This is a genomic window from Paraburkholderia aromaticivorans, from assembly GCF_012689525.1.
In the GTDB taxonomy this organism is placed as follows: domain Bacteria; phylum Pseudomonadota; class Gammaproteobacteria; order Burkholderiales; family Burkholderiaceae; genus Paraburkholderia; species Paraburkholderia aromaticivorans_A.
Genome location: NZ_CP051515.1, coordinates 987,275 through 1,012,713, shown reverse-complemented (window position 1 = coordinate 1,012,713; position 25,439 = coordinate 987,275). Strand labels below are relative to the sequence as shown.

Below are 25,439 nucleotides of genomic sequence, written 5' to 3'. Positions count from 1 at the left end.
ACGAGCGGCCGCGCAATCAGATCAACACCGGTTGCTCAGTACTTGCCTGCCGACGGCGGATAGACACGCTTCACTGTGGCCTGCGCATCCGGCTGATCGATCGTCTCCTTCGTCACGAGCGGTTCCTTGAGCGCGAGTTCCTGCGTGGTCGGCTTATGATTCAGCGCGTTGAACACCTGCGTGGTCGCGTCGATCCCTTGCCCCACTGCCTCTTGCAAAAAGATCCCCTGGATCGCGCCGTCGCGCAGCAGCTTGATCGTCGTCGGGCTGCCGTCGGCCGTGACGACCGCCACTTTGCCGACAGCACCGCGCGTTTGCAGCGCCTTGGCGGCGCCCGTCGCGGCTTCGTCGTACATGCCGTAAATCGCCTTGACATCAGGATGAGCGGTCAGCAGGTCGTTGGCTTGCTGCACTGCTTCGTTGACCGTGAGGCCGTGCGTTTCGAGCACCTGCACGAGATCGCAGCCATCGGACTTGAACGACTCCTGCGCCCCCTTCATGTACTTCTGCGCATTCTCGCGATCCTGCGGCAATGACAGCATCGCCACCTTATTGCTGCCGCGATCTTTCGCGAGCTTGCACACATACGAGCCCTCGGCCTTGCCCGTGTCGTAGTTATTCGCCGTCACGGCCGACGTATAGTCCGTTTGCCCCGCCTGCGGCCCGATACCCGTAAAAGCGACCGGCACGGACTTCGACTTCAGAAGACGCAACACGGGCGGCGTGCTGGTCGAACTGACCGGCCCGATCACGATCGCGTTGACGCCACGCGTCATGGCCGTGCGCACGTTGTCCATCTGCTTGGCCGGCGAGTTCTCCGAGGTGAACTCGACATAGTCCATGCCGAGTTCCTGCGCCCGTTGCTTGACGCCATACGCGACCCACTGCCAGTACGAAATATCCAGCGACGGCGCGATATACGCGACCGTCTGCTTGTCCGCCGCCACCGCGATCTGCGAGGCGAATGCCGCGGCGAGCGCGACGATCGCCGCCGCCACCGATGCCGCCACGATCCGTGCGGCCGGCCGGCCCGAGAATCCGCCGGCTGATTTGAACGTGCGCTTGTTCATGATATGTCTCCTTCCTGATAGTTTTTGCGAACCCGTGCTCAACGCCGGGCCTTGGTAATGCGGTCCACGAGAACCGCGATGAGAATGACGACACCGGTCACGGTGCCTTGCCAGAAACTGTTCACGCCGATCAGATTCGCGCCGTTCTGAATGATCGTGATCATCAGCGCCCCGAGCAGCGCGCCGATGGCCGAACCGGTCCCGCCGAACAGACTCGCGCCGCCGATCACCACGGCCGCGATGGCCTGCAGCATCAGGCTCGATCCCGCGGTGGCCTCGGCATTGCTGATGTACGACACGCTGACGATGCTCGCGAACGAAGCCAGCAAGCCCGAGAGCAGATACGCGCCGAGCCGCACGCGATTAACTGGAATCCCGATCACGCGCGCCGACGAACTGCTGCTGCCGATCGCATACAGCCAGCGGCCCGCCACCACCTTGCGCAAACAGAATTCGATCGCGACGAGCAGCAGCACGCACCACAGCGCGTAGTTCGGCAGGCCGGGAATCAGCGTTCCTGAATCGAGCAGCCAGTAGTCAGGGTTGGAGATCGGTAGCGAATGGCCGTCGGTGACGATGAACGAAAGGCTGCCCGCAATCGCATAGGTGCTCAGCGTCACCACAAACGGCGCGAGTCCGACGAACGTCACGAGCGCACCGTTGAGCGCGCCGATCACGACGCCGACCGAGAGTCCCGCGACACTGCTCGCGACGGCGCCGTAGCCATGCGCCATCGCAAGGCCGGTGACCATGCCGGTCAGCGAGAACACCGAGCCGACTGACAGATCGATCCCACCCGTGATGATCACGAGCAACACGCCGAATGCCATGATGACGAGCGGCGCGGCCGCCTGCGTCACGTTGGAAATATTACCGCCTGACAGCGCGGCCGGCACGATCATGCCGACCGCGAGTTCGATCACGATGATCGCAATGGCAATCGCAATTTCGGTGCGGTAGGCCGACAGCAGGCGGCGTCCCGCGCCGCTGCGTTTCGGCTGCCCCGCCGCGATCGGGTGAGTGACTGATTTCATGATTGTCTCCAGATTGATGATGTTTCTTCTGCAAGGCAGCGCTAAGTGGCGCTAGGCGGCCATGCCCGTTGCGGCGGCGAGTTGCGTTTCGTTGACGTCGGCGTGGCGCAGGACTTCGGTCGGCTTGCCGTCCAGATCGAACGCGAGCACGGTGTCGCACAGTTCGACCAGTTCGATGTATTCGGTCGACCACCAGACGATCGTCGTGCCCTGCTGCGCCATCTTGCGAATCAGCGCATAGATTTCGCGCTTCGTGCGGATGTCCACGCCGCGGGTCGGCTCTTCGAGCACCAGCAGCCTCGGCCGCAGCAATAACCAACGGGCGATCAGCAGTTTTTGCTGCGTGCCGCCGCTGAGTGTGGCCGGCAGATCCCACAGCGAGCCCGCGCGAATCTTCAGCGCGTCGAGCAGACGTGTGCTCTGCTCGATCTCCTCGCGCCTCACGACACTGCGCCGGTTGACGACGCGCGCCGCCGCGACGAGGTTGTCGACGATCGGCAGCGTGGCGAGCACGCCCTTGTTCGAGCGGTCGCCCGAGACGAAGCCGACGCCATCGCGCGCGCCGGCGGAAGGATGCGAATAGCTGACGCGCGCGCCGTCGCGAGTGATGGCCCACGAACCGGCGGGCGCGATACCAGTGAGCGCATCGATCAGCGAAGATGGGCCGACCGGCGCGCCCGCGAGGCCGACGATCGCGCCGGCGGGCACATCGATCGCCACGCCATCGCGTTCGATTCGTAACGCGCCTGCGTGGATGCGGCCGCCGCCGTCATCGATGTGCTGCTCCCCTGCCGGGTTCGCATGCCCCAACTCCGCCGACTCCGCGACGCGTGCTGCCGCTTCATCGACGACGACGCTCTGACCCATGCATTCGATGATCTCGCGGTCCGTGATCGCATCGAGCGCGACGCGGTCGACGGCCGTCTTGCCGTCGCGAATGATCGTGCAGACATCGGCGATCTGGCGAATCTCGCGCATGCGGTGCGAAACGAACAGCACCGCGAGTCCCGTATCGGCAATCAGTCGCCGTAACACTGCGAAGAGCCGGATCGTTTCCGCAGCGGTCAGATTGGCGGTCGGTTCGTCGAGCAACAACAGCCTGGCGCCCGAACCGAGCGCGCGAGCAATCTCCACCAATTGACGCTCGTGCAAGGTCAAGTCGCCGACCAGCCGTCCCGACGATTCACGCGCGAACTGAGGATCGATCAGCGACAGCGCTTCGACCGCAATTTCCATCGACGCGCGTTCGCTGTATTTCGCCGTGCCGCGCCGCAGCCGCGGCATCGCGATGTTCTCGGCCACGGACAAATGCGGTAATAGCGCGAGTTCCTGATTGACGACCGCGATCGTGCCGGCGGCGACATGCCCGCCCACGGACGCGCCGATCGCCTGCCCGTCGAATTCGAGCGTGCCGCCGTCGCGTTCGAACTGACCAGAGATGATTTTGATCAGCGTCGATTTGCCCGCGCCGTTGCCACCGAGAAAAGCGTGCACTTCGCCGGGAGCGATCGAAAGATCGAATCCCTTCAGCACGCTCGTCGGTCCAAAGCTCTTGACGATCGAGCGCGCCGTCAGCAAGAAGCGTTGTTCAGCCATGTCCTGTCTCCTTCCGCGTTTTTCCGCACGCTGCGCGTGTTTTGCGAGCGCGTGGTACGAACCTCACCGGATGCCGCATCGGCTGTGACCGGCGCGTGTCTTCACTCGATAGGGGAACGAACGGGACGAAAACGCTGCGTGTGAGCGTCGGCTGATCGCGCGCTCACCGGGAAAGTCGGATAATCCATTACTGTCTCCTGCACAGTTGTTGCACTGCGCAACCTATGTTTATGATTAGCCGCTTCGCGGCAATGAAACTGCCGGGTTAGTACCGAGAGGATTTCATGCATCCCTGGCTGCGCGGCTTGTCGACAGAATGGCAGTGCGAATGGCGTGCGAACAAGGCGGTTTCATTCAACTGCATCTGAAAAAAATTCACTATGCGCATTCCACCGGTCAAGGCCATCGTCGCGTTCGAGAGCGTGGCCCGAACAAAGAGCGTCAACCGGGCCTCGGAAGAACTCGGGCTGACCGCGTCGGCAGTCAGTCATCAGATCAGCAATCTGGAGTCGGTGATCGGCCAGCCGCTCTTCTATCGCTCGGGCCGCGGGCTCGTCCTCACGCCGACCGGCGAGCGTTATCTGTCCGATGTGACGGGGTCGCTGGCGGACCTGAGCCGCGCCACCGAACGCGCGTCGAGCCGCACCGACGTCGATATCCTGCGGGTGCATTCCAGTCCCAGCATCGGGCTCATGTGGCTGCTGCCGCGGCTCGCGTCGTTCCAGGAGGCCAATGACGATATCCAGTTGAACCTCGCGTGCTCGTATGAGGATGTCTCGTTTACCAGCGGGTATTACGACATCGATCTGCGTCACGGCTACGCGAATTGGCGCGATCTGGAAGTCAGGACGCTACGTGGCGAATTCATCGCGCCGCTCGCGTCGCCGAAATATCTGGAGAGCCATCCGGTAAAAACGCCTGAGGACCTGCTGCAACATCGCCTGATTTACTCGGAGACGCCGCTCGTGCAGTGGAAACAGTGGTTCGGGCGCACCGGCGTATCGGCCGCTCACAAGACCTTCGACTTCTCCTTCGACCGCTCATACATGTCGTTGGAGACGGCGGCGCTCGGCCTCGGCATCGCGCTCGAAAGCGTGATGCTCGCCTCGGTCCGAATCAAGGAGGGCGCGCTCGTGCCGGTCTTCGACAATACGCACGCCGTGGAGGTCGGCGCGCATCATCTGGTCTATCCGCAGCAAAACGCCGAACTGCCGCGCGTCACGCGCTTTATCGCGTGGATCGAGCGCGAGGTCGGACTCATGGAGCGCAAAGCTTAGGCTCCGCGCCGATCTTTGCCAGGGTTTTCCAGCACACACTCGAGCATGCGATTGTCGCGTCGCACCACGCAACGCATGCGCTGAGCTTGCGCGCCACGTCACCTGAAAATTTCTCAAACATAGTTGAGCAGTACCTCGTTGATGCGACCGGCCGCGCAGTAGACACTTCGGCCATCACATCAACACTCAGGAGACAACCATGTTGCTGGAGAACAAAGTCGTCATCGTGACCGGCGCCGCCTCACCGCGCGGAATCGGCAAAGCAACCGCCAAGGCTCTCGCCGCTCAAGGAGCGCGCATCGTCATTCTCGATCTGCGCGAGGAAGACGCGCAGCGCGCCGCCGCTGATCTCGGCGACGCGCATCTGGGTCTCGCCTGCGACGTCACCGACAAGGCCGCCTGCCTGACGGCCGCCAAAGCGACGCTCGAACGGTACGGCCGCATCGACGGCCTCATCAACAATGCCGGCATCACGCAGCCGGCACGCACACTGGACATCACCGCCGAAGGCTTCGACGCGATCGTCGGCGTCAATCTGCGCGGCACGCTCTACATGTCGCAAGCCGTGCTGCCGGTCATGAAAGAGCAGAAAGGCGGCAGCATCGTTTGCATGTCGTCGGTCTCCGCGCAACGCGGCGGCGGCATTTTCGGCGGCCCGCACTACAGCGCGGCAAAAGCCGGCGTGCTCGGTCTCGCGCGTGCGATGGCCCGCGAATTCGGCGGCGACAGCATTCGCGTGAACTCGATCACGCCCGGCCTGATCCAGACCGACATTACCGGCGACAAGCTCACCACGGAAATGCGCGCCGACATCATCAAGGGCATTCCGCTCGGCCGGCTCGGCGATGCGAGCGACGTGGCGAACGCGTGCCTGTTCCTCGTCAGCGATTTGTCGACCTATCTCACGGGCATCACGCTCGACGTGAACGGCGGCATGCTCATTCATTGATTGATAGCGACGCGCGGCGGCTCGCCAGGAGCAGCCACGTGACCGGCACCCGGGCCAACCCGGGGCCATGGAAGGAGACACCCATGAAACCGAAGTATCCCGCGGCATCCATTGCCGCCGACATGCTGCCCCAGGCGGACTCGACGAGCTTCGAGTCGAAGACCTACGCAAAAGTCAGCCGCCGCCTGATCCCATTCCTGATGCTGTGCTATCTCGGCGCCTATCTCGACCGGGTCAACGTCGGCTTCGCGAAGCTGCAGATGCTCAATGATTTGCGCTTTAGCGAAACGGTATACGGCATGGGCGCAGGCATTTTCTTCATCGGCTATTTTCTCTTCGAGGTGCCGAGCAATCTGGTGTTGCATCGTGTCGGCGCGCGCAAGTGGCTCGCGCGGATCATGTTGACGTGGGCGGTGATCTCTGCCTCCTTCATCTTCGTGAGGTCGCCTACCACCTTCTATGTGCTGCGCTTTCTGCTCGGCGTCGCGGAAGCGGGTTTCGCGCCCGGTGTGATTCTCTACCTGACTTACTGGTTTCCCGCTGCGCGCCGCGCCAAAGCGTTGTCGCTGTTCTTCATGGCGATTCCGCTCGCCGGCATCATCGGCGGCCCGCTGTCGGGCTGGATCATGCACTCGCTGCAAGGCGCGATGGGCATGGCCGGCTGGAAGTGGCTGTTCCTGCTGGAAGCCGTGCCCTCGCTCGTGCTCGGCGTCTCGATCCTGCTCTATCTCGACGACGGCATCACGAAAGCGAAGTGGCTGACCGACTCCGAAAAGACGCTGCTCGCTCGCAATGTGGCCGGCGACAACGCGCATAAGATCGCCCACATCTCGGTGAAGTCGTTCATCGGCGACCGTCGCTTGTGGCTGATGGCGGCGATCTACTTCTGCGTGGTGCTCGGCCAGTACGGCCTGACGTTCTGGCTGCCGACCATCATCCGCAAATCCGGCGTGGCCGATCCGCTGTGGATCGGCGTGTTCACCGCGATTCCTTACCTGTGCGCCATCATCGCGCTGCCGTTGGTCGGCATGAGTGCCGACCGCCACCGCGAACGCCGGTTGCATCTGGCGATTCCGATGCTGATCGCCGCAGCGGGCTTCATCCTGCTGCCTGCAATCGGCAGTGTGCCGGCTTCCATCGTCTGTCTGAGCATCGCTGCTGCCGGCATTCTCGCGTCGTCTTCGCAGTTCTGGTCGCTGCCGACCGCGTTGCTCGGCGGCATGTCGGCCGCAGCCGGAATCGCGGCGGTGAACTGCGTCGCCAATCTCGCGGGCTTCTTTTCTCCGGCGATCGTCGGCTGGCTCAACGATCTGACAGGCAAGTCCACCGCTGGACTGATCTTCATCTCGGTGGCTGTCACGATCGGCGCCTGCCTCGTGTTCCTGGTGCCCGCCAAGTCGGTGAACCGCTGAACCCCTTTTACTCTTTACGACTGATCACAGGAGACAACATGAACGGTCCAAGCCACGTGCCGACGGCAACGCTCGCCGAACACGCTTACCAGATTCGCAGGAACGCCCTGTTGATGGGCGAAGTGCAGGGCCAGGGTTATATCGGCCAGGCACTCGACATCGCCGATGTTCTCGCTGTCGCTTACTTCGGCGCCATGCGCTACCGGCCGGAAGATCCCGAATGGGAAGAGCGCGACCGCTTTCTGCTCTCGAACGGACATTACGCGATCGCCCTGTACGCGGCGCTATTCGAAGCCGGCATTCTGCCCGCCGAAGAACTCGAGACCTACGGCAGCGACGATAGCCGCTTGCCCATGTCGGGCATGGCGAGCTACACACCCGGCATGGAGATGTCCGGTGGCTCGCTCGGCCAGGGCTTGACCATCGCGGTGGGCCGCTGTCTCGGACTGAAGCGCAAAGGTTCGAAATCCTTCGTGTACACGCTGTTCTCCGACGGCGAACTGGACGAAGGCGCGATCTGGGAAGGCTTGATGTCGGCGAGTCACTGGAAGCTCGACAACCTGATCGCCGTGGTCGACGTGAACAACCAGCAGGCCGATGGTCCTTCAACGCAGATCATGGCGTTCGAGCCACTACTCGAAAAGCTGCAGGCGTTCGGCTGGTTCACGCAGCGCGTGGACGGCAACGATATCGCTGCGGTGGCGGCCGCGTTCGACGCGGCGCGCTCGCATCCCGAAGCGCAACCACGCATCATCATCGCCGACACACGCATGGGTTGCGGCGTGCCGTTCCTCGAACAGCGCGAGAAAAACCACTTTATCCGCGTCGATGCTCATGAATGGCAATTGGCGCTGCAAGCACTCGAAGAAGGGAGCCAAGCATGAGCAACGCAACCGCGAGCAAACCGCGCCTGAAGACCTCCGCGATGATCGCATCGATCGCCAGTGAAGGACAGGTCACGCGTTCCGCACCCTTTGGCCACGCGTTGGTCGAACTGGCGCGGCAAAAACAGAACGTGGTCGGCATGACGGCCGACCTCGGCAAATACACCGACCTGCATATCTTCGCCAAGGAGTTTCCCGAGCGCTTCTATCAGATGGGCATGGCCGAGCAATTGCTGATGGGCGCGGCTTCGGGATTCGCGCATGAAGGCGCGCAACCTTTCGTCACGACGTATGCGGTTTTCGCGACCCGCCGCGCGTACGACTTCATTCATCAAGCGATCGCCGAAGATAATCTCGACGTGAAGATCGTCTGCGCGCTGCCGGGCCTGACGACCGGCTACGGTCCGAGTCACCAGGCCGCGGAAGATCTCGCCGTGATGCGCGCCATGCCGAACATGACCGTGATCGATCCCTGCGACGCGCTCGACATCGAGCAGATGGTGCCCGCGATCGCCGCGCATAAGGGCCCCGTGTATGCTCGCCTGCTGCGCGGCAACGTGCCGGCGGTGCTCGACGAATACGACTACAAGTTCGAACTCGGCAAAGCGAAGCTGCTGCGTGACGGCGCTGAAGTGCTGGTCATCTCGTCCGGCATCATGACGATGCGCGCGCTCGAAGTGGCGAAGGCGCTGGAAAGCGACCGGATCGGCGTCGCCGTGCTGCATGTGCCGACGATCAAACCGCTCGACACGGAACCGATCGTGCGCGAAGCAAGGCGCCCGGGACGGCTCGTGGTGGTCGCGGAGAACCATACGGTGATCGGTGGTCTGGGCGAAGCGGTCGCCGCGGAATTGATGTGCGCGGGCGTGGCGTGTCACTTCCGGCAAGTGGGGCTGCCCGATGCGTTCCTCGCTGCCGGCGCGTTGCCGACACTGCACGACCGCTACGGCATTTCGACCGCCACGATGTCCGAGGCGATCAAGGGCTGGTTGAACTGAAGGTGTTTCGGTCGACGAGGCAGGCCAGTGCACTGCGTCGTCTGCTCAGTCCAGCGCAACCTCGATGCGCTGGCTGAACGCAGGCATTGCCAGCCGCCAGCGAAGGTCGCCCCTGGAACCTTTCCCGCATACAAGCCCCCGCGGGGCGACTCGCGTGCGCTGCCAGCAGTAGAGCCCTCAGCCCGCTGCGACCACATCGATCCGCAAAGCTTCCCCACCCGCCGCGATCGCGAGCAGGATGTCGACGTTCGGATGCGCGCCCGGACGATTACGCGCATCGGCCGTGTGCTCGGCGAACACGACGAGGCCGTGCTCGGCCGCTTTCGCGTCGAGCGTGCCGAATGTCTGCTGCAGATAGTTGTACACCGCGAGCGACCCCTGCTTGCCCGGCTTGTTCTCGATGCTGGCCACCACGGCGCCCTTGCCGTCCACCAGATCGATGCGCGCGATACCGTCGATACCCGGCATCTGCGCGAGGTTGTCCTTGAATACGTTGCCCGGTTGAATCATTGAAACCACTCCTTGTGTTCGGAAAATTGCGGCGCGGGCCGTATCTTATCCGATAGAGCGCGTGCCACAGACGAGCGCACGGCCGTCACGGCGTCCAGCGATACACTACGATGCTCGAACCGTTGTAGTTGTCTTTCGTGATCACGTACTCGCCCGCTGCCCTCAGATACGCACGCAGGCCGTACATCGAATCGACGTCGTTGCCGACATCCACGGTCCCCGGACTCGAATTGATCAGCGTCGTAACGAGCTGGCCCGTGGTGAGATTGAAGGCGTCGATATTGGGCACCGTGTGCACGTAGCCGACGAATAGATAATTGCCCGCCGCCGTGATCGACTTGGGATTGGCGCTGGTGAGCGTGATCACCGGATCGGGCCGCGTGGTATTGCCCGCGCTCCAGCCGTGATAGACCTCGATGCGCGACTGCATGGCGGTCCAGTCCCAGCTTCCGGCAATGCCTTGCGCGAGGATCATGGTGTCGCTCTCCGCGAGGTAGAGGATGCGCGTGAGCGGCCGGATGCTCTGCGGAATGGAGATCGTGACCGCCGGTCCCCATGACGGTTTGCCGTTGCCGTCGAAGCCGCTCAGCGGATAGTGATAGATGTGATTCGTCCGGTCCAGACCGGCCCACACGTCACCTCGGCTATCGATGCAGAAGCCGCCCGTGACCTGCAGGTTCGTATTGAACGCCGTCCCTGGAATCGACGCGTCGGGAATCGCTATATAGCCGCTCGCCGGGTTGAAATGAAAAAAGTAGAAGATGCCCGGGTTCTGTCCGGACGCCACCAGAATCCGGTTGCCGCCGACCGTGACGAGCTGGCCGAAGTGTTCGTCGCGCTGCGTGTCGTTCCTGTTCAGGCGCGGATCGGACGGATACGTGAACGGATCGACCGTATTCGCGACGAAGGTGCCGCCCGCCGTGCCGGTGTAAATGTGCGTGCCGCTGTAGAAGTAGGCGCCGTCCGTCGACGGATCCGGCGCGGCCACCGCCTCGAAGTTGAGCGACTGCAGCTTCCATTCGAGGTTGCCGGCGCTGTCGTAGGCGTGAAGGTCGGTGGCGCCGTTGCGCCCGAGATCCCAGCCGCCGCCCCACGGATTGTTGAGCACGTACAGGTTGCCGGCGGCGTCCTTGCCGATGCCGACCACGCGTGTGAAGCGCTTGTCGCCGACTTGTCCTTTGATGCCGCCGGTGGTGTCGAGATAGCCGCCCTGAATGCCGAACGGGCCGGCGAGCGTCGGCGTGCCCGCGATCGTGTAGCGCTTGATGTTCATGTCCGGCCCCTGGTCGCCGACCATGAGTTGCGCGGACGCGGCATCGAAATACAGCGCGGACGGCCGCGACGCCGCCGGCATCTGGATGGTGTTCAGCGGCGCGCCGGCCGAACTGAATTCGACGATCGTGGCCGCGCTCTGCTGCGCGACCCAGAGATTACCGGTGCTATCCAGCGTGAGCGCGCCTGGGCTCGATACCTTGATGTCCCGCTGCCAGACGCCGTCGGTCGTGAAGACACGTACGCGATTGCCGAAGACGTCGCTCGCATACAGCAATGAGCCCGCGGTCGCGAGTCCGGTGATGACATCCGCATGCGGTATCGACGTCCACACGCTGACCGGGATGATCAAATCGCGCGTCTGCGTGGCGCGGTTGTAGCGTCCCACCGAGCCGCTGCCGAACGACGTGTTGTATTGCAAAGCTGCGAAGATCGACGTGGCATTGCCGGTAATGGCGCTGCCCTGAAAGTCGGCGTGCGTGCCGATCGAGCCGATACTCTGCCCGTTCTGATAGATCGCGATGCCGCCCTCGTTCTCGTCCCACAACGAAGCCGTGTAGATCACGCCTTCAGGCGCGACCCACATCGAGCGCGCGGTGTTGCCCACGTGCGCGGCGAGTGTGCCGAACGTATTGCCCAGCCAGTCGGTGGTGTATTGCGCGTAACAGGTCTGCGCGAACATGATGATCGCCGCGCACAGGAGCGCGGCACGGAAGCGGTGCTTGACCATGAGCGATGCTCTCCGAACAATCATTCCTCGACAATGTACCTCGCCAGATATGAAAAGTCGGTGATTGGTATGATGATATGTGCGTGGCACGGCGGTTAAACCATGCAGCGTGCATGTAAATGGAAATGGGCCGTCCACTAGCAAGCGGAACACCCCTGTTTTTCGCACTTTACCGACGACTGATCTCAGGCGCACAATCTCTGCGGATAGGACGGTCCGCCGTCCTATCCGATCATTCAGATCGTTCGCGCCGATTCGGCATCCGGCAGCAAGCTCACCCCAGCGCGCAACACGCGCCCTCCATTCGGAACGCTCCATGAGCAATAAGCCGTCAAGCAGACGTGAAGACCTGGTGGCCGGCGGCAGCCGCCACCATCAGATTTTTCCAACGCTCGATGAACATCAGTTTGCGGTGCTGGAGCGATACGGCGAACGGCGCCGGCTGAAAGCGGGCGACGTCCTGTTCACCGAAGGCGACCGGCATATTCCGATGTTCACCATCGTCTCCGGCGCGATCGAGTCGTCGAGAGGCACCGGGGACAAGCACCACGTTCTCGGCTCGCACGGCCCTGGCAGCTTCACCGGCGAGGTGGGCACGCTCGCGGGCCGCGGCGCGGTAGCTACGGCACGCGCCATCAGCGATTGCGAAGTGATCGTGATCGACGAGGAATCGCTGCGGGCGCTCGTCGTCGCAGAAGCGGAGCTGAGCGAAACGATCATGCGCGCCTATATCCTGCGGCGCGTCGCGTTCATTCAGGATCAGCACGGCGGCACTCTGGTGATCGGCAGTTCGGCTTCCTGGAGCACACTCGTGCTGCGGCATTTCCTCAGCCGCAACGCGCAGCCTTTCGCCTACTTTGATATCGTCGAGCACGAGGAAGCCAAGGGCCTGCTCGAGCGTTACGACGCAACCGAAGCCGACATACCGGTGATCGTCACCCTGCAAGGCAATGTGCTCAAGCAGCCGACCAACCGGGCGGTGGCCGATGCGATCGGCCTGAGCCCCGACCGGCTGAACGGCGAACGGTTCGATGTGGTCGTGGTCGGCGCGGGCCCGGGAGGCCTCGCGGCCGCGGTGTACGCGGCCTCAGAAGGGTTACGAGTCGCGGTTGTCGACACCAAGGCGCCGGGCGGCCAGGCCGGCACCAGCTCGAAGATCGAAAATTACTTCGGATTCCCGACCGGTATTTCGGGGCAAGCGCTCGCCGGCCGTGGGCTGTCTCAATGCCGCAAATTCGGCGCGGAAGTCGGCGTACCTATCGAAGTACTCGGCATCGAATGTGAGAACGCGCCGCCCTTTCACCTGCGCCTCAATTACGGCGAGCACGTCTATGCCAGCGCGATCGTTATCGCGACCGGCGCGCGCTATCGAAAACCGCTGCTGCCGCGCCTCGAAGAGTTCGAGGGAAGCGGCATCTATTACAGCGCGACCTATATGGAAGCCGCGTTCTGCAACAACCAGGAACTGGTCATCGTCGGCGGTGGAAATTCGGCTGGGCAGGCCGCGGTGTTCCTGTCGGGATTCGCGCGTCACGTTCATATCGTGATTCGCGGCGACGGACTCAGCGCGAGCATGTCGAACTATCTGATCCGACGCATCGAAGCGGCGGCGAACATCAGCGTTCATGTGCGCACGCAGATCGTCGAACTGAACGGCGAGGCACAACTCGAATCGATCAAGTGGGACAGTCAAGGCCACATCGAGGAGAAGCCGATCCGCCATGTGTTCCTGTTTCTCGGCGCACAGCCGAGTACCGGCTGGCTCGGCGATTGCGTCGCGCTCGACAAACACGGCTTCGTGCTTACCGGTCCCGATGCGATTCCGCAGTGGTCGTCGGACCGCCCTCCGCATTTTCTGGAGACGAGCCGGCCCGGCATCTTCGCGGTGGGCGACGTGCGCAGCGGCTCGGTCAAGCGGGTCGCCGCTGCCGTCGGCGAGGGAGCGGCCGCGATTCAGTCGCTGCATCAATATCTGGCGCTGAACCGCTAAGGCCGGGCGCCGCGGGCGCCTGGCGGCCGGCAGCTACGCCTTGCGCGGATTCCTCAACGTCAAGCGCGCTTCCAGACCGCCGCCGGGACGGTTGTGCAGCGTGAGGGTCGCGTCCATCGCCATGGCCAGTTGCCGCGCGATGGCGAGGCCCAGCCCCGTCCCTCCTGTATCGCGATTGCGTGACGCTTCGAGCCGGTAGAACGGCTCGAACACCGCTTCCAGCAACTCAGCCGGTATGCTGGGACCACGGTCGAGCACGGCGATCGCTGTCTCTCCGCCGGGCAAAGTGGCTGCTGTGATTTCGGCCGCGCCGCTGAACTTCAGCGCGTTGTCCACCAGGTTGCCGAGTATGCGACGCAAGGCCTGTGGACGCGTCACCAGCGAATCGCCGAGCCGCCCTTCCAGGCTGACCGCCTGACCGGCGTCGACATAGTCGCAGACGAGACTGTCGAGCAGCGCGTCAGGATCGACGCGGCAAGGGACTTCGGTGGCGCCGTGCAGCGTGCGCGCGTACGTCACACCCTCCTTCACCAGGCTTTCCATTTCCTGCAGATCCTGCCGCAGTTTCGCGCCCTGGGCGTCGTCTTCCATCACGTCGACGCGCAGGCGCATGCGTGTGATCGGCGTTTGCAGATCGTGCGAAATCGCCGCCAGAATCTGCATGCGTTCGGTCATGTAGGTGGCGATGCGATCCTGCATCGCGTTAAAGGCGCGCGCGGCGCGCGACACTTCCGACGGTCCGTCCTCCGGCAAGCGCGCCGCCTTCAGGTCGGGGCCGAGCGTATCCGCCGCGAGCGCCAGCTGATGCAACGGACGCGTGGCGAGACGCACCGCCAGCCAGCAACACGCGACGAGCACCGCCAATTGCAACGCCAGCACGAGCGGCAGCCAGCGCGACAGCGGCGCGCCCGACATGGGGCGCATATCGATCGTCAACGGCGTGCCGTCGCTCAATTGCAGATGCACCTGCAAGCGCTCCTTGTCGCCGGGAACGGCGTTCACCGTCAGCGGATAGTGGGTGCCCACGCCGTCCGCGATGGATTGCGCCACGCGTTCGGACAGATGCGCATCGATCGGGTTGCCGGTGATGCCCGGACCCAGGATGAACTCGTAGCTGCGCCGTGCGAGCCGCGGCAGCCACTGCGCGCGCTCATTCGGCGGCAGATGATCGAGCAGCGCTACCGAACTGCTTACTTCGCGCTCGATGTAACCCATCATCACGTTGGTCATGGTCTGGTCGCGCTCGGTCAGCGTGAGCCAGAACGACAAGGTCTGCGCCAGCGCGAGACCGACGAACAGAATCAGCGCGAGCCGCGCGAACAGCGTGCGCGGCCAGTGCAGCCAGGACCCGCGGTTCATTGCGGATCCCCGATGGCCGTCACCGCTGCGGAAAACACATAACCCTCGCTACGCAGCGTCTTGATGTAACGCGGCTCGCGCGCGACATCGCGCAACCGTTGACGCAAACGGCTCACCATCAGATCGATCGAACGGTCGAACTGATCGGCTTGGCGACCCTGCGTGAGATTGAGAAGTTGGTCGCGCGTCAGCACCCGTTGCGGATGATCGAGAAACACGCGCAGCAAGCGGTACTCGGCGCCGCTTAGTGCCACCATGGTACCTTCGGCGTCGAGCAGATGGCGCGCGGTGGTGTCGAGGCGCCAGTCGCCGAAGGCCAGCATCGACGCCGATTCTGTCACCTGCATGCCGGGCGGTAGCATGCGGGCACGCCGCAGCACGGCGCGAATGCGCGCAAGCAGCTCGCGCACGGCGAAGGGCTTGGGCAGGTAGTCGTCCGCGCCCATCTCAAGGCCGACGATGCGGTCGGCTTCCTCGTTGCGCGCCGTCAGCATCAACACCGGCACTGAACGGAATTTGCCCGCGCGCAGCTCTCGGCACAGCACCAGACCGTCCTCGCCGGGCATCATCAGATCCAGCACGATCAGATCGGGCGCGCCCTGCTCCAGCGCCGCGCGCATCTGGCGTCCATTCGCCGCGAGCGACACGCGCATGCCGTTCTTCTCGAGATAACCGGCCAGCAATTCGCGGATGCCGCGGTCGTCGTCGACAATCAGTACGTGATCGATGGTTTCCATCAATGCATCATCTCTTTTGGCGTTTCAACTGCACCCGGCTCGCAACCATCAATGAACACTGCACCGGATGCGCCAGTTCGGCGGCGAGGCCGCCCGTCAGGAAGACGACGATAGCCAGCAGGCGTTTCATGCGTCCTCCAGCACGGAGAGGCTCGCGCCGTCGGCGACGCCCGCTTCCAGACTATACGGATCGACGCCTTCCAGGCAACCGATGTTGACTCGCCACAGCTGCGCGTCTTTACGCGTCTGATGAAACGGATAGATGCCGCAATGCTTGCAGAAATAGTGCCGGGCCACCCGCGTGTTGAACTGATAGAGCGTCAGTGAATCCTCGCCGCTCAGGATCTTCAACTGGCTTGCCGGGAACAGCGGCGTCATCAATGCGCCCTTGCGGCGGCACAGGCTGCAGTTGCAGCGGCCGGCCGGGGTGATCGGGCTGCGCACTTCGAATTTGACGGCCCCGCAATGGCAGGATCCTTGCAGCAAGTCGGCGCTCATGGTGCTCTCCGTGTTTTGGCAATGCCTGCTTTATAGCCTGGCTCGCACGGTGAATTGTGTCGCAGTGTATCTGGACCTCGTACAGATACACAACATTGCACCCACGCGGTTTGGGCGACACATGCCAGATACCTGCGGACGCTTCAATACGGTCATTCGCGGCTGATACGCGAATTGCCGTTTTTGCCTCTTCCTGAAAGGACCCTGACATGCTCTCCGCATCCAAGATCAAAGCGCTCGCCGTCGCAACCGTGATCGCCGCCGCAGCCGCAAGCGGCATTGCCGCCTTCGCGGGGTCGCCCGAACCGGGCGCGCCCGCCCTCGCAGCCAACGCGGCGGCTCCCGAATTCAGCGGCATTTCGCAGTGGCTCAACAGCGATCCGCTCACGCTGCAGCAACTGCGCGGCAAGGTGGTGCTGGTCGATTTCTGGACTTACACCTGCGGCAACTGCATCAACACGCTGCCTTACGTGAAAAGCTGGAATCAGAAATACAAGGACCAGGGATTGACGGTCATCGGCGTGCATACGCCCGAGTATCCGTTCGAGCGCGACACCGACAACGTGAAGACCGCCATCAAGCGCTTCGGCATCACTTACCCGGTCGCGCAGGACAATCGCTATGCGACCTGGAACGCGTACAACAATCAGTACTGGCCGGCTTTCTATCTGCTCGACAAGCAAGGCCGTATCGTCTACACGCATTTCGGTGAAGGCGACTATGCGAAGACGGAAGCGAAGATTCAAGCCCTGCTCGCGCAACAAGGATAGCCGGGGGTTCGTATCGGAATGTATCCGTGGTTTCCGGCGATACACAACATTGCAATTCACCGCTTTCCCGACACATGCCAGATACATGCCAGATACGCCTGCGCGGTTCAATACCTCAACGCCGCTTCTCTGACAAGAATCGCATCGCAGCAAGTCCTGGTCGACCTCTGCTCCTGCCTTCAGATCCGCGGACGTCTCTTATCCAACCGTTCAAGGAGAACGATATGAAAGTTTCCATGATTGCTTTGACCTTTGCCGCCGGCGTGATCGGAAGTGTTGCGCACGCCGCAGTTCCGGCACCCTCGACCGCTATCGTCGATTCTTCGCAGATCGCACAGGCGGCGCAGCCGCAATGGTCCGCGAGCGCTGCCAACGCCGCCCGGAAAACGCGTGCACAGGTGCGCAAGGAACTCGTGCAAGCCGAGAAAGATGGTCAGCTCGCCAACCTGAATCGTTCGCTTTATATGGGTAGCTGAGTGATCGTTCAACTCAGTACTCGACGAGAATCGTCACGCGACGATTCGCGGCGCGCGCCGCCGCGTCATCGCCGATGATCAAGGGGAAATTGTCGGCCCGGCCGATCGCGGCCATTCTGTGCGCTTCGATGCCTTTGTCCGCGAAGAAGCGAACCACCGCGCCTGCCCGTGCAGAAGACAGCTCCCAATTGGATTCGTATTTCGCTGTCGATATAGGCACATTGTCCGTATGCCCTTCCACGAGAATGTTGTTCTTCGATCGGTCGCGCAGCACGCCGGCAATCTGAGTCAACACGTCGAATGATTCCGGCAACAAACGCGCGTCGCCCGAGTTGAACAGAATTTTTGCGTTGATGGCGATTTCCACGCCTTGAGTTGCGTTCGAAATCGTAATCTGCCGATTGTCCCGCAGCGACTCCAGCAGAGAAAGGAGCCGTTTCTTCGAGGCATCCGGCGTAGCGGACGTCGCCTCTGTGACGACGTGACGCTCCAGTGCCTTGATTTCGAGTTCTCTCGTTTTTGCCAACTGCAGCACATAGAGCGCAAGGAACAACACCATCAGCGTGGTGATGAGGTCGGAGTAAGAGATCAGCCAGCGCCCGGACTGCGCCTCGCCTTCATCGGCGGCGTCATAGCCGGTCTTGTCCGCCGTGAGGCGCTTGTTACCCGAGGAGGTGCTCATATCCGAAAAGTTTGCGCCCGAAATTACCTGTGATTGCCGTCGAAGCAAACTAGCCCAGCAACTCGGCCGATCTTTCCCGCACGTCACCCGCGAGCCGCGTCTCGATGATGTGAGGCGACTCCTTGCGCGAGATCGCGAGCAAACCGTCGAGATATAAACGCCTGAAGCGCAATTCGCTGTCCACCTGCGCCCTGATCTTTCCATACAACGGCAGAAAGACCAGATTAGCCAGAGCAAGGCCGTATAGCGTCGCGACGAAAGCCACCGCGATACCTTGCCCGAGTTGCGCGGGCTCGAGCATATGGCCGGTCACCTGAATCAGACCGAGCACCGCGCCCAGAATGCCGAACGTCGGTGCGTAACCGCCCGCCTGTTGCCAGATCCGCGCGGCCAACATGTGATTGCGCTCATACGCGTCCAGCTCCCGTTGCAAGGCGTCTTCCAGCACGGCCGTCGAAACACCGTTTGCCAACAACTCCAAACCTCGTTTGGCAAACGGATTGATGCCGCCCGCCTCGATCGACTCGAACACCAGCATGCCATTCAGCTTGGCCTGATCGCCCCACTCGAGCAGGACGGACAGGCTCTCGCGATCGACCTGCCGCGCCTTCACAAAAGCAAGGCGCAGTTGCTTGATGCCGTCGAAAAACCTCGCCCAGGTGTTCTGAATCATCACCGCTCCGAGGGTGCCGCCCAGAACGATGACGAATGCCTCCAACTGAAACAGCGATGTAAAGTGCCCGCCCTCCAGCGAAAAACCCGCGACGATCGCCGTCACGCCGAACACCGCGCCAAATAGCGTCAACAGATCCATACGTCCTCTCGAATGGCCGCCCGCGCCTTCGAACCTCGAAGGCGACACGGCCTGCCGTTTGCGTGTTGCGCGTCAGGCATCCAGATTGGAAAGCGGCGCAGCCGTGGCCGCCGGAGCTTTGATCGCTCGCACGATCTCGAGAAAGCGTTCTTCGATCTCGGCGATTTCGAGCGGATCGATCTTGATCTCACGACGCATGACCCACGAGACTTCTTTCTTTCTCGCTTCGGTCATTACCGAGAGCAGGCGCTCGGCGATCGGCTGGCCCGTCACGGCGGAAAGCAGTTTCGCGAGGTCGTATGTGTCGAACGCGCTCACCGCTTCGAACAAGGTCCGTTGGTCGACAAACTCCAGATCGTCGAGCGACTTCAACTCGGTCAAACCGCGGGTATTGCGGCGCGAAAAATAGCTGATGCCTTTTTCCTCGACGTAATTCAACACCTTGGTCTTGCGAAACGCAAAGAGGTCTTCCGCGATTTCCGCGTGGGACAGCTTGTTGAGAATCACCTTCTTCTCGACGCCGATCAAAGCTTCCAGGTCGTCCAGTTCGATCAACTCCAGTTCGCTGCTGATGGAGAGATCGAGATCGTGGTCCGCCACCTGCTGGGCACGCTCGGTGATTCGCACCGGATCGAACGTGACCAGTTGCCGGCTCGTTGCGCCGTCCTGCGCGGAATAGCGCGCCGAGGTGGTGCTCGGGCGATCGGACCGGCCGGGTTCGAGCGAGACGAGATTGAGTTTCTCCATTCGTTTGAGCATGGCCATCACATGCGGACGCGAATGGCCGGCAATTGCATGGCACTTCCTGATTACGTCAGGCAGAGGTACCGAGAATTCCTCGCCTTGCGCGCGACGCATGCGGCCGTCCGGCCTGTCGGCGTTCTCGCCGCCCGCCATCAACGAAAGAACATGCGCGTAGGACACGACACCCGGCAGAAAGTCGGCGTGCGTATTGGTGGCGAGGACGTCGTCCTTCTTTTTCACCCGTCGGATCAGCGTGCGTACGATATGGCGAAGCAACGGTGAGACACGTTCGAGTTCCTCCTCCACCACGTTCGCCGCGACGACGGTCAACTGGCAGAAGCTCAGTGCTTTCGCGGTGTGCGCTCGTGGCTCGGGCGGCAACAAAGCCGCCTCGCCGAAAAACTCACCTTTGCCCAGCGTGGCGAGGATCACCTTCTTCTCGTCGCACTGGGTAGAAATTTCGACTTTGCCATCCGCAATGACGTAGACGACGGCGTCGCCCGCAAAACCTTCGGAATAGATGACTTCGCCCGGAGCCGCTGTGCGCGACCATGGCGATCGTTGGTGATTCAAGATGATTCCCCCGAAGAGCGATTTCCTCGTCAGCGCTTGCCGTGCAGAAGGCTCGCGCGTGTCCGATGGTCCAGATTATTTGACTGGATAACGACATGCAAAACGCAAAGCTTTAATAAACGTAATCGTCAGACTTAACCGCGCAAACGTTTGGGAGCCAGACTGGATAAGGCTTTGCGCGATGCCGGTTTTTCGTTTCCATGGCAGAAGCGTCAGCCGCCGGCGCGCCGAACGTTCAGGGAAATGTAAGACTCAATCTTTTCGTCACGATCGCGAAAAAAATTTGGAATAAGCGGAAACCCGATGTGTTTGCCCCTACATGACAGCGACGAACGCTGCACGGTAGTGACGAAACAGGCATGGACGCGCTGCTCTCGTTGCAAGCGGGTCATGTTGGTGGACAAGCAAAGACGTAGCTTCACTTAATTCGCAAGACATCTTCAATCTCTAACTATTTAGGCATCCAGATGAAACGCAAACTTTCCATCATTTTCTCGCTGATCGTTCTCGCTTCAGCAGGTTTCGCTACACAAACCTCGGCGAAGGAACATATGCACACGAACACGCAGCAGTGTGTCGGCCCCGCAGGCTTCTGCACGCCGTACTTCGGCAGTTAAATCAGCACGCTTCAGGCAATCGTTGCCTCTCTACTCATCGTATTGATCAAGGAATTTTTATCATGAAAAAAGCTCTTGTTTGTTTCGCTCTCGCCGTCGGCACGTTGGCCGCCCCCGTTTTGAGCTTCGCACAATCGAACGGCCCCGTCACACGTGCTGAAGTGCGTGCCGATCTGGTGCGCCTCGAACAGGCTGGCTACAACCCTTCGCGTGGGGACGACGCTGATTACCCGACCGCCATTCAGGCAGCCGAAGCAAAGGTCGCCGCGCAGACCGCCCCGCAAACGACGCAGTCGTCGTACGGCGGCGTGGCGCAGAACGGCAACTCTTCGTCCGGCATGCGCAAGCACGCGTCAATCGATTCCAGCTGCGTCGGCCCCGTCAGTTTCTGCAATGTCTTCTTCGGCAGCTGAATGACACGTATCGGGAATCCTGTTTCTCCCTTCATATCGACAGGATTCCTACTTTTCATCAAGCTATTCGAAATATTTTTTCAAGAATAATTTCTTACTTATCAACCGGAGTGTGTCATGAAAGTTCTGCCTCTCGTCGCCACGGCCTTGTCGTTGTCTGCCGCCCTTTTCGCCTCGACTGCCGCGATGGCACAAGACGCCAAGCCGCAAACCGCGCCTGTCCACAACATTGTTCTGGTACATGGCGCATGGGTGGACGGCTCCGGCTGGAAGCCGGTCTATGACAGACTGACCAAGGACGGTTATCACGTCACCATCGTGCAGGAACCGCTGACCTCGCTCGACGACGACGTCGCCGCAACAAAACGCGTGCTCGATCAGCAGAACGGCCCGACGATTCTCGTGGCTCACAGCTACGGCGGTTCGGTCATCACCGAAGCCGGTGTGCACCCGAACGTCGTGGGCCTGGTGTATGTGGCCGCGCACGCACCGGCCGTCGGCGAAGATGAAAGCGACCTTGGCAAAGGCATGCCGAGCTACACATCAAAGCAGCCGGGCGCGATCATGAAGACCGGAGACGGATACACGTACCTGAATCCCGCGGATTTCCCGAAGGATTTCGCTGCCGATCTGCCGCTCAAGCAAGCGCAGTTCGAATCGCACTCGCAAATTCTGACGGCTGCGAACGTCTTTTCGGCGCCGATGACGGTCGCCGCGTGGACGACCAAGCCGAGCTGGGGCATCGTGGCGGCCGACGACAAGATCATCAATCCGGATCTCGAACGCTGGTACTACACGCGCGCGCATAGCCACACGACGGTGATCCCGGGCGCGAGCCACTCGGTCTATGAATCGCGGCCGAAGGAAGTGGCAGCGGTCATCGAAGATGCGGCGAAGCACGCGCAGTCTTGAACTGGCGTATGCGTATAGACAGTCCAGTGCGATTCGAAGAGCGTCATTTCACAAGGCAATCGCTCTCTGCCCGCCACGCTGCTCTCAGCGTGGCGATGCTCGTGGCTCTTCAACAAGCCATACCCTGAACTTTAGCGTCCACGGCTGCAACTTCATTGCGGCTGCATAAACCACGTCGTCAGCGAGAGCAACAGTTGCCTGGTCGACTCGACACCCCCCCGACGCACAAGCAAAACCGCCTCCCCGCCGCATTGACCGGCGCACGACACCCACAGCCAATAAGACGCGCCGAACTACGCCAGCTGCCTAAAACCGGGCAACCGCGCGCCCGTGAACCGCGCTCGCCATCTCTGCCCGTCTATGCGCAGATCAATCTCGGCGTAATCCAGCACTTCAACCAGCCTCTTGTCGGCAAATTCGACGCGCGCTTGCTGGTCGTCAATGCATTCAATCGCGTTTATGAGTTGCGCGACGGCTCGGGCATCGGTGTGGGCGCGCCGAGGCGTCGTGCCCGCCGACGCGCCATCATCATCGGCAACTACTGCGCGATAGCCGTCGTCGCATTCGCAACAGACTCGCCCTTCATCTTCCGAACCGCATCGGCAGCCGAAGGCGCGAGGTTCTGCCCGGCCAGCGATGCGTCGAACGCTTCGCGGCGCGCCTGCTTCGCCTGCACGTAGTCGGCGTCCAGTTCAGCGATGCGGCGGTCGTACCAGCTCTTCACGCAGGCTTGATCGGTACAGTTGTGCTGGCGCCAGAGCCATTGATGCGTGCGTGCCGATTCGAGCGCCGCCGCATCGAGCGTGGTGTCTTTCGCGCGGTGCCAGGCGGCGGCGAGACGGTCGTCCAGTGCCGACAGTGCAGGTTCTTTACAGACGATCTTTTCCGACGCAGACGACTTGCTCGTGCACTTGAAGCTTGCCGCCGACGCGTCCACGGCAAGCGTGGCGCCTGCAACCACCATGCCGATTGACAGCAATGTGGACGGCGTCGCGAGACGTTGAAGAGCGCGGGACAAAACGGTGTTCAAGGTGGACATACCGGGCCTTTGTTCAGTGAAGTAACCGGGCTCAGGCGTGACGAAACTATGTCGCGGCCTGCTGCCAGTCAATCAGGGATTGCGCTGGCTGTGACAGCAGGATAGCGCTCGCGAGATGGCGCGATGAAGGGAGAACACGCCGTGATTCAAAAGTGCTTACACGATATTTCCACGCAGCGCCGACGACATCGATGATGGTATCGATCGCAGCAGCGATTGCGAAAGTTATGCAATCCAATCGATTTTTCTTATCGCGCGGACAGACGCAGGCTGCGGAACTGCTCCGCATGCCGCTTCGCGGAACCGTGCGACGCTTCGCCCTACCCCGTTGATTTTGCATAGCTTTCTAATTAACGAAGCGCTCCAGATCGCGCCCGTAATTCGCTGCAACAGATAGAAAGTTTCGGATAGCTTATTTTGATTGTCCTTCTGGCAGCCATGCCACGCCTTCTTTCCCACACGACGCCCGCCTATATTGAACCCGCGCACCGAGGTCGATTGCGGTGCGCTCCAAACGGTCCCTATTCCGACGGTCGCGGACAGTGTCCGCCCCGTATTAATCGACGACAACGACAGGAGACAAAGATCGCTACTTGCAAGCCGGTTGTGGCGGCTTGTGCGGCAACCTCTCCGTCAACGCGCCGATGGCTTCGACCTGTGTGCCCATCACCAACGGACAGATCGCGATGGCCGCGACCGACATGGGTCACGAAGGTGGCAACGACGGCTCGTGGGCGCTCAATCCGCAAACCAAGATCGATTTCGCGTATTGCGCGGAACATGCCACCGCACAGGTGTCCAAAGCGATCATCAACAAGTTCTACGCGCGGCCAGCGAAGTATTCGTACTTCGATGGTTGTTCCGATGGCGGCCGTGAAGCGTTGATGGAAGCACAGCGTTTCCCCGACGACTTCGACGGTATCGCAGCGGGCGCGCCGGCGAACGACCTCATCGTGCAGAACACGTTCCATCACGCATGGCCCGCGGTGATCAACGTCGATCCGAAGACCGGCAAATACATTCTGCTCGCGAGCAAGCTGCCGCTGATCCACGCTGCCGTGCTGCAAGCGTGCGATAGCATCGACGGCGTGGCCGACGGCGTGATCGACAATCCGCAGGTATGCCACTTCAACCCGCAATCCATGCTGTGCGCAAAAGGCCAGGCGGCATCCACCTGCCTCTCGCAAGCCGAAGTGAATGTCGTCCGCGAGATTCATGACGGCGCGACCGATACGGACGGCGTCCACCTCGAACAGCCGGTTTCGCGCGAATGGGGCGGCGAGTTGAATTGGAGTCTGTTCGTGCCGGCCACCGACGCCGGACCGAGCGGGAGCATCAGCTTCGTTCTGCCGTTCCTGCAGTACCTCGACTATCTCAACGGCTCGAATCCTTCCGCCACCTTGAGCAACCTCAAGTTCACGATCGAAGGCTTCCTGAAGACCGTGCCGGTGTCGAGCTATCTCGCGGCAACCGATCCGGACCTGAGCCCGTTCGCGCGTCGCGGCGGCAAGCTGATTCTGTGGCATGGCCTCGAAGATCAGCACATTACGCCGCGCGGGACCATCGAGTACTACGAGCCGATGAAGTACTACATGGGTAGCGACAAGGTCGACCAGTTCACGAAGCTCTATCTGTTCCCCGGCGTCGCGCACTGCGGTGGCGGCAATGGCCCGAACACGTTCGACATCGTGACGTCGGTGATGGCGTGGGCGGAGACCGGCATCAAACCGGGCAAGATCGTCGCCTCGATCGTGGATGCGAATGGTCAAACGACGCGCACGCGTCCGGTGTTCCCGTATCCGGCGGTGGCTCATTACACGGGCTCGGGCAGCACGGACGACGCGGCCAACTTCGTGGCCTCCACGCCGTCGTCGGATCCGCGCGTCGATCTGCACTGGATCGGTGAGTGGCTCTACTCGCCGGGTTACGAAGCCTGGTGCCAGACTCACGGTTCGGATCTGATCTGCAAAGGCGGCAACAACTGGAGCAGCTATCGCAAGGTCCCGACTCACTGGGACAATAACTGAGGTCAGGCAAGCACTATTGAATTCAATTGAACTGACCACGCTCCTGCTATCCGCTC

Annotated in this window: 24 protein-coding genes and 1 pseudogene; 12 read left to right on the top strand and 13 right to left on the bottom strand. The window is 61.8% G+C overall.

The window, feature by feature from the left end; translation table 11 throughout:
- Positions 1-35 precede the first annotated feature (35 nt).
- From HF916_RS16415 to HF916_RS16405, 3 genes are read right to left on the bottom strand one after another with little or no spacing between them, the layout of a single operon-like run.
- Positions 36-1,070 (bottom strand): substrate-binding domain-containing protein, encoded by a 1,035-nt coding sequence (locus HF916_RS16415; RefSeq protein WP_168789946.1) that lies wholly within the window; start codon positions 1,068-1,070, stop codon positions 36-38.
- A 38-nt stretch (positions 1,071-1,108) separates the two neighbouring features.
- Positions 1,109-2,104: an ABC transporter permease gene (locus HF916_RS16410; protein ID WP_168789945.1), complete on the bottom strand. Its 996-nt coding sequence runs from the start codon at positions 2,102-2,104 to the stop codon at positions 1,109-1,111.
- Between the two features lie 51 nt (positions 2,105-2,155).
- On the bottom strand, positions 2,156-3,700 hold the full coding sequence (locus HF916_RS16405; RefSeq protein ID WP_168789944.1) for an ATP-binding cassette domain-containing protein: 1,545 nt from the start codon (positions 3,698-3,700) through the stop codon (positions 2,156-2,158).
- Positions 3,701-4,080: 380 nt separating this feature from the next.
- On the opposite strand from HF916_RS16405, the gene HF916_RS16400 reads away from it, so the two are divergent.
- From HF916_RS16400 to HF916_RS16380, 5 genes are all read left to right on the top strand, one after another.
- Entirely contained in the window at positions 4,081-4,977 is an 897-nt protein-coding gene (locus HF916_RS16400; RefSeq protein ID WP_168789943.1) for a LysR substrate-binding domain-containing protein, read from the top strand.
- 199 nt (positions 4,978-5,176) lie between these two features.
- Positions 5,177-5,926, top strand: coding sequence for an SDR family NAD(P)-dependent oxidoreductase (locus tag HF916_RS16395; RefSeq protein ID WP_168789942.1), 750 nt, complete (start codon positions 5,177-5,179; stop codon positions 5,924-5,926).
- Between the two features lie 83 nt (positions 5,927-6,009).
- The gene (locus HF916_RS16390) at positions 6,010-7,338 is read left to right on the top strand and encodes an MFS transporter (protein ID WP_168789941.1); all 1,329 of its coding nucleotides are present in this window, start codon (positions 6,010-6,012) and stop codon (positions 7,336-7,338) included.
- Positions 7,339-7,376: 38 nt separating this feature from the next.
- The gene (locus tag HF916_RS16385) at positions 7,377-8,222 is read left to right on the top strand and encodes a transketolase (protein ID WP_168789940.1); all 846 of its coding nucleotides are present in this window, start codon (positions 7,377-7,379) and stop codon (positions 8,220-8,222) included.
- The gene (locus HF916_RS16380; protein ID WP_168789939.1) at positions 8,219-9,220 is read left to right on the top strand and encodes a transketolase family protein; all 1,002 of its coding nucleotides are present in this window, start codon (positions 8,219-8,221) and stop codon (positions 9,218-9,220) included. Before HF916_RS16385 ends, HF916_RS16380 begins: the two co-directional genes overlap by 4 nt.
- Before the next feature lie 177 nt (positions 9,221-9,397).
- On the opposite strand, the gene HF916_RS16375 is transcribed toward HF916_RS16380, so the two are convergent.
- Positions 9,398-9,730, bottom strand: a complete 333-nt coding sequence (locus tag HF916_RS16375; RefSeq protein ID WP_168789938.1) for a DUF2322 family protein — start codon at positions 9,728-9,730, stop codon at positions 9,398-9,400.
- An 85-nt stretch (positions 9,731-9,815) separates the two neighbouring features.
- Entirely contained in the window at positions 9,816-11,732 is a 1,917-nt protein-coding gene (locus HF916_RS16370) for an SMP-30/gluconolactonase/LRE family protein (RefSeq protein WP_168789937.1), read from the bottom strand.
- 316 nt (positions 11,733-12,048) lie between these two features.
- Here HF916_RS16370 and HF916_RS16365 point away from each other — a divergent pair, with 316 nt between their 5' ends.
- Complete coding sequence (locus tag HF916_RS16365; protein ID WP_168789936.1) at positions 12,049-13,722, top strand: FAD-dependent oxidoreductase; 1,674 nt, start codon at positions 12,049-12,051, stop codon at positions 13,720-13,722.
- Between the two features lie 33 nt (positions 13,723-13,755).
- Here the strand turns inward: HF916_RS16365 and HF916_RS16360 are convergent, their stop codons facing one another.
- From HF916_RS16360 to HF916_RS16350, 4 genes are read right to left on the bottom strand one after another with little or no spacing between them, the layout of a single operon-like run.
- The gene (locus tag HF916_RS16360; RefSeq protein WP_168789935.1) at positions 13,756-15,081 is read right to left on the bottom strand and encodes a sensor histidine kinase; all 1,326 of its coding nucleotides are present in this window, start codon (positions 15,079-15,081) and stop codon (positions 13,756-13,758) included.
- Positions 15,078-15,818 (bottom strand): response regulator, encoded by a 741-nt coding sequence (locus HF916_RS16355; RefSeq protein ID WP_168789934.1) that lies wholly within the window; start codon positions 15,816-15,818, stop codon positions 15,078-15,080. Before HF916_RS16355 ends, HF916_RS16360 begins: the two co-directional genes overlap by 4 nt.
- Before the next feature lie 7 nt (positions 15,819-15,825).
- A complete protein-coding gene (locus HF916_RS51510) occupies positions 15,826-15,948 on the bottom strand; it encodes a hypothetical protein (protein ID WP_274378474.1) in 123 nt (40 codons plus the stop codon).
- The gene (locus HF916_RS16350; RefSeq protein WP_168789933.1) at positions 15,945-16,316 is read right to left on the bottom strand and encodes a GFA family protein; all 372 of its coding nucleotides are present in this window, start codon (positions 16,314-16,316) and stop codon (positions 15,945-15,947) included. The genes HF916_RS51510 and HF916_RS16350 overlap by 4 nt, the downstream gene beginning before the upstream one ends.
- A gap of 209 nt (positions 16,317-16,525) precedes the next feature.
- Here HF916_RS16350 and HF916_RS16345 point away from each other — a divergent pair, with 209 nt between their 5' ends.
- Entirely contained in the window at positions 16,526-17,086 is a 561-nt protein-coding gene (locus HF916_RS16345) for a thioredoxin family protein (RefSeq protein WP_168789932.1), read from the top strand.
- 224 nt (positions 17,087-17,310) lie between these two features.
- The gene (locus HF916_RS16340; RefSeq protein ID WP_168789931.1) at positions 17,311-17,562 is read left to right on the top strand and encodes a DUF4148 domain-containing protein; all 252 of its coding nucleotides are present in this window, start codon (positions 17,311-17,313) and stop codon (positions 17,560-17,562) included.
- 13 nt (positions 17,563-17,575) lie between these two features.
- Here HF916_RS16340 and HF916_RS16335 read toward each other — a convergent pair whose 3' ends face one another.
- The 3 genes from HF916_RS16335 to HF916_RS16325 form a co-directional block, all read right to left on the bottom strand.
- The gene (locus tag HF916_RS16335) at positions 17,576-18,244 is read right to left on the bottom strand and encodes an OmpA/MotB family protein (RefSeq protein WP_168789930.1); all 669 of its coding nucleotides are present in this window, start codon (positions 18,242-18,244) and stop codon (positions 17,576-17,578) included.
- Positions 18,245-18,293: 49 nt separating this feature from the next.
- Entirely contained in the window at positions 18,294-19,058 is a 765-nt protein-coding gene (locus tag HF916_RS16330; RefSeq protein WP_168789929.1) for a flagellar motor protein, read from the bottom strand.
- 72 nt (positions 19,059-19,130) lie between these two features.
- Positions 19,131-20,375 (bottom strand): Crp/Fnr family transcriptional regulator, encoded by a 1,245-nt coding sequence (locus HF916_RS16325; RefSeq protein ID WP_168789928.1) that lies wholly within the window; start codon positions 20,373-20,375, stop codon positions 19,131-19,133.
- 467 nt (positions 20,376-20,842) lie between these two features.
- On the opposite strand from HF916_RS16325, the gene HF916_RS16320 reads away from it, so the two are divergent.
- The 3 genes from HF916_RS16320 to HF916_RS16310 all read left to right on the top strand — a co-directional run bounded on the left by HF916_RS16320 (position 20,843) and on the right by HF916_RS16310 (position 22,317).
- On the top strand, positions 20,843-20,992 hold the full coding sequence (locus HF916_RS16320; protein WP_168789927.1) for a hypothetical protein: 150 nt from the start codon (positions 20,843-20,845) through the stop codon (positions 20,990-20,992).
- A gap of 62 nt (positions 20,993-21,054) precedes the next feature.
- Positions 21,055-21,405, top strand: a complete 351-nt coding sequence (locus HF916_RS16315; RefSeq protein WP_168789926.1) for a DUF4148 domain-containing protein — start codon at positions 21,055-21,057, stop codon at positions 21,403-21,405.
- A gap of 117 nt (positions 21,406-21,522) precedes the next feature.
- On the top strand, positions 21,523-22,317 hold the full coding sequence (locus HF916_RS16310) for an alpha/beta hydrolase (protein WP_168789925.1): 795 nt from the start codon (positions 21,523-21,525) through the stop codon (positions 22,315-22,317).
- A 538-nt stretch (positions 22,318-22,855) separates the two neighbouring features.
- Here the strand turns inward: HF916_RS16310 and HF916_RS16305 are convergent.
- A complete protein-coding gene (locus HF916_RS16305; protein ID WP_168789924.1) occupies positions 22,856-23,335 on the bottom strand; it encodes a lysozyme inhibitor LprI family protein in 480 nt (159 codons plus the stop codon).
- A gap of 590 nt (positions 23,336-23,925) precedes the next feature.
- On the opposite strand from HF916_RS16305, the pseudogene HF916_RS16300 reads away from it, so the two are divergent.
- Positions 23,926-25,383 (top strand): annotated as a pseudogene (locus HF916_RS16300) (tannase/feruloyl esterase family alpha/beta hydrolase); the annotation flags it as partial.
- Positions 25,384-25,439 lie beyond the last annotated feature (56 nt).

What these genes read in the sequence shown, in the direction of transcription:
- HF916_RS16415 (WP_168789946.1), bottom strand. Translation starts at nt 1,070, where the DNA reads ATGAACAAGCGCACGTTCAAATCAGCCGGCGGATTCTCGGGCCGGCCG.
- HF916_RS16410 (WP_168789945.1), bottom strand. Translation starts at nt 2,104, where the DNA reads ATGAAATCAGTCACTCACCCGATCGCGGCGGGGCAGCCGAAACGCAGC.
- HF916_RS16405 (WP_168789944.1), bottom strand. Translation starts at nt 3,700, where the DNA reads ATGGCTGAACAACGCTTCTTGCTGACGGCGCGCTCGATCGTCAAGAGC.
- HF916_RS16400 (WP_168789943.1), top strand. Translation starts at nt 4,081, where the DNA reads ATGCGCATTCCACCGGTCAAGGCCATCGTCGCGTTCGAGAGCGTGGCC.
- HF916_RS16395 (WP_168789942.1), top strand. Translation starts at nt 5,177, where the DNA reads ATGTTGCTGGAGAACAAAGTCGTCATCGTGACCGGCGCCGCCTCACCG.
- HF916_RS16390 (WP_168789941.1), top strand. Translation starts at nt 6,010, where the DNA reads ATGAAACCGAAGTATCCCGCGGCATCCATTGCCGCCGACATGCTGCCC.
- HF916_RS16385 (WP_168789940.1), top strand. Translation starts at nt 7,377, where the DNA reads ATGAACGGTCCAAGCCACGTGCCGACGGCAACGCTCGCCGAACACGCT.
- HF916_RS16380 (WP_168789939.1), top strand. Translation starts at nt 8,219, where the DNA reads ATGAGCAACGCAACCGCGAGCAAACCGCGCCTGAAGACCTCCGCGATG.
- HF916_RS16375 (WP_168789938.1), bottom strand. Translation starts at nt 9,730, where the DNA reads ATGATTCAACCGGGCAACGTATTCAAGGACAACCTCGCGCAGATGCCG.
- HF916_RS16370 (WP_168789937.1), bottom strand. Translation starts at nt 11,732, where the DNA reads ATGGTCAAGCACCGCTTCCGTGCCGCGCTCCTGTGCGCGGCGATCATC.
- HF916_RS16365 (WP_168789936.1), top strand. Translation starts at nt 12,049, where the DNA reads ATGAGCAATAAGCCGTCAAGCAGACGTGAAGACCTGGTGGCCGGCGGC.
- HF916_RS16360 (WP_168789935.1), bottom strand. Translation starts at nt 15,081, where the DNA reads ATGAACCGCGGGTCCTGGCTGCACTGGCCGCGCACGCTGTTCGCGCGG.
- HF916_RS16355 (WP_168789934.1), bottom strand. Translation starts at nt 15,818, where the DNA reads ATGGAAACCATCGATCACGTACTGATTGTCGACGACGACCGCGGCATC.
- HF916_RS51510 (WP_274378474.1), bottom strand. Translation starts at nt 15,948, where the DNA reads ATGAAACGCCTGCTGGCTATCGTCGTCTTCCTGACGGGCGGCCTCGCC.
- HF916_RS16350 (WP_168789933.1), bottom strand. Translation starts at nt 16,316, where the DNA reads ATGAGCGCCGACTTGCTGCAAGGATCCTGCCATTGCGGGGCCGTCAAA.
- HF916_RS16345 (WP_168789932.1), top strand. Translation starts at nt 16,526, where the DNA reads ATGCTCTCCGCATCCAAGATCAAAGCGCTCGCCGTCGCAACCGTGATC.
- HF916_RS16340 (WP_168789931.1), top strand. Translation starts at nt 17,311, where the DNA reads ATGAAAGTTTCCATGATTGCTTTGACCTTTGCCGCCGGCGTGATCGGA.
- HF916_RS16335 (WP_168789930.1), bottom strand. Translation starts at nt 18,244, where the DNA reads ATGAGCACCTCCTCGGGTAACAAGCGCCTCACGGCGGACAAGACCGGC.
- HF916_RS16330 (WP_168789929.1), bottom strand. Translation starts at nt 19,058, where the DNA reads ATGGATCTGTTGACGCTATTTGGCGCGGTGTTCGGCGTGACGGCGATC.
- HF916_RS16320 (WP_168789927.1), top strand. Translation starts at nt 20,843, where the DNA reads ATGAAACGCAAACTTTCCATCATTTTCTCGCTGATCGTTCTCGCTTCA.
- HF916_RS16315 (WP_168789926.1), top strand. Translation starts at nt 21,055, where the DNA reads ATGAAAAAAGCTCTTGTTTGTTTCGCTCTCGCCGTCGGCACGTTGGCC.
- HF916_RS16310 (WP_168789925.1), top strand. Translation starts at nt 21,523, where the DNA reads ATGAAAGTTCTGCCTCTCGTCGCCACGGCCTTGTCGTTGTCTGCCGCC.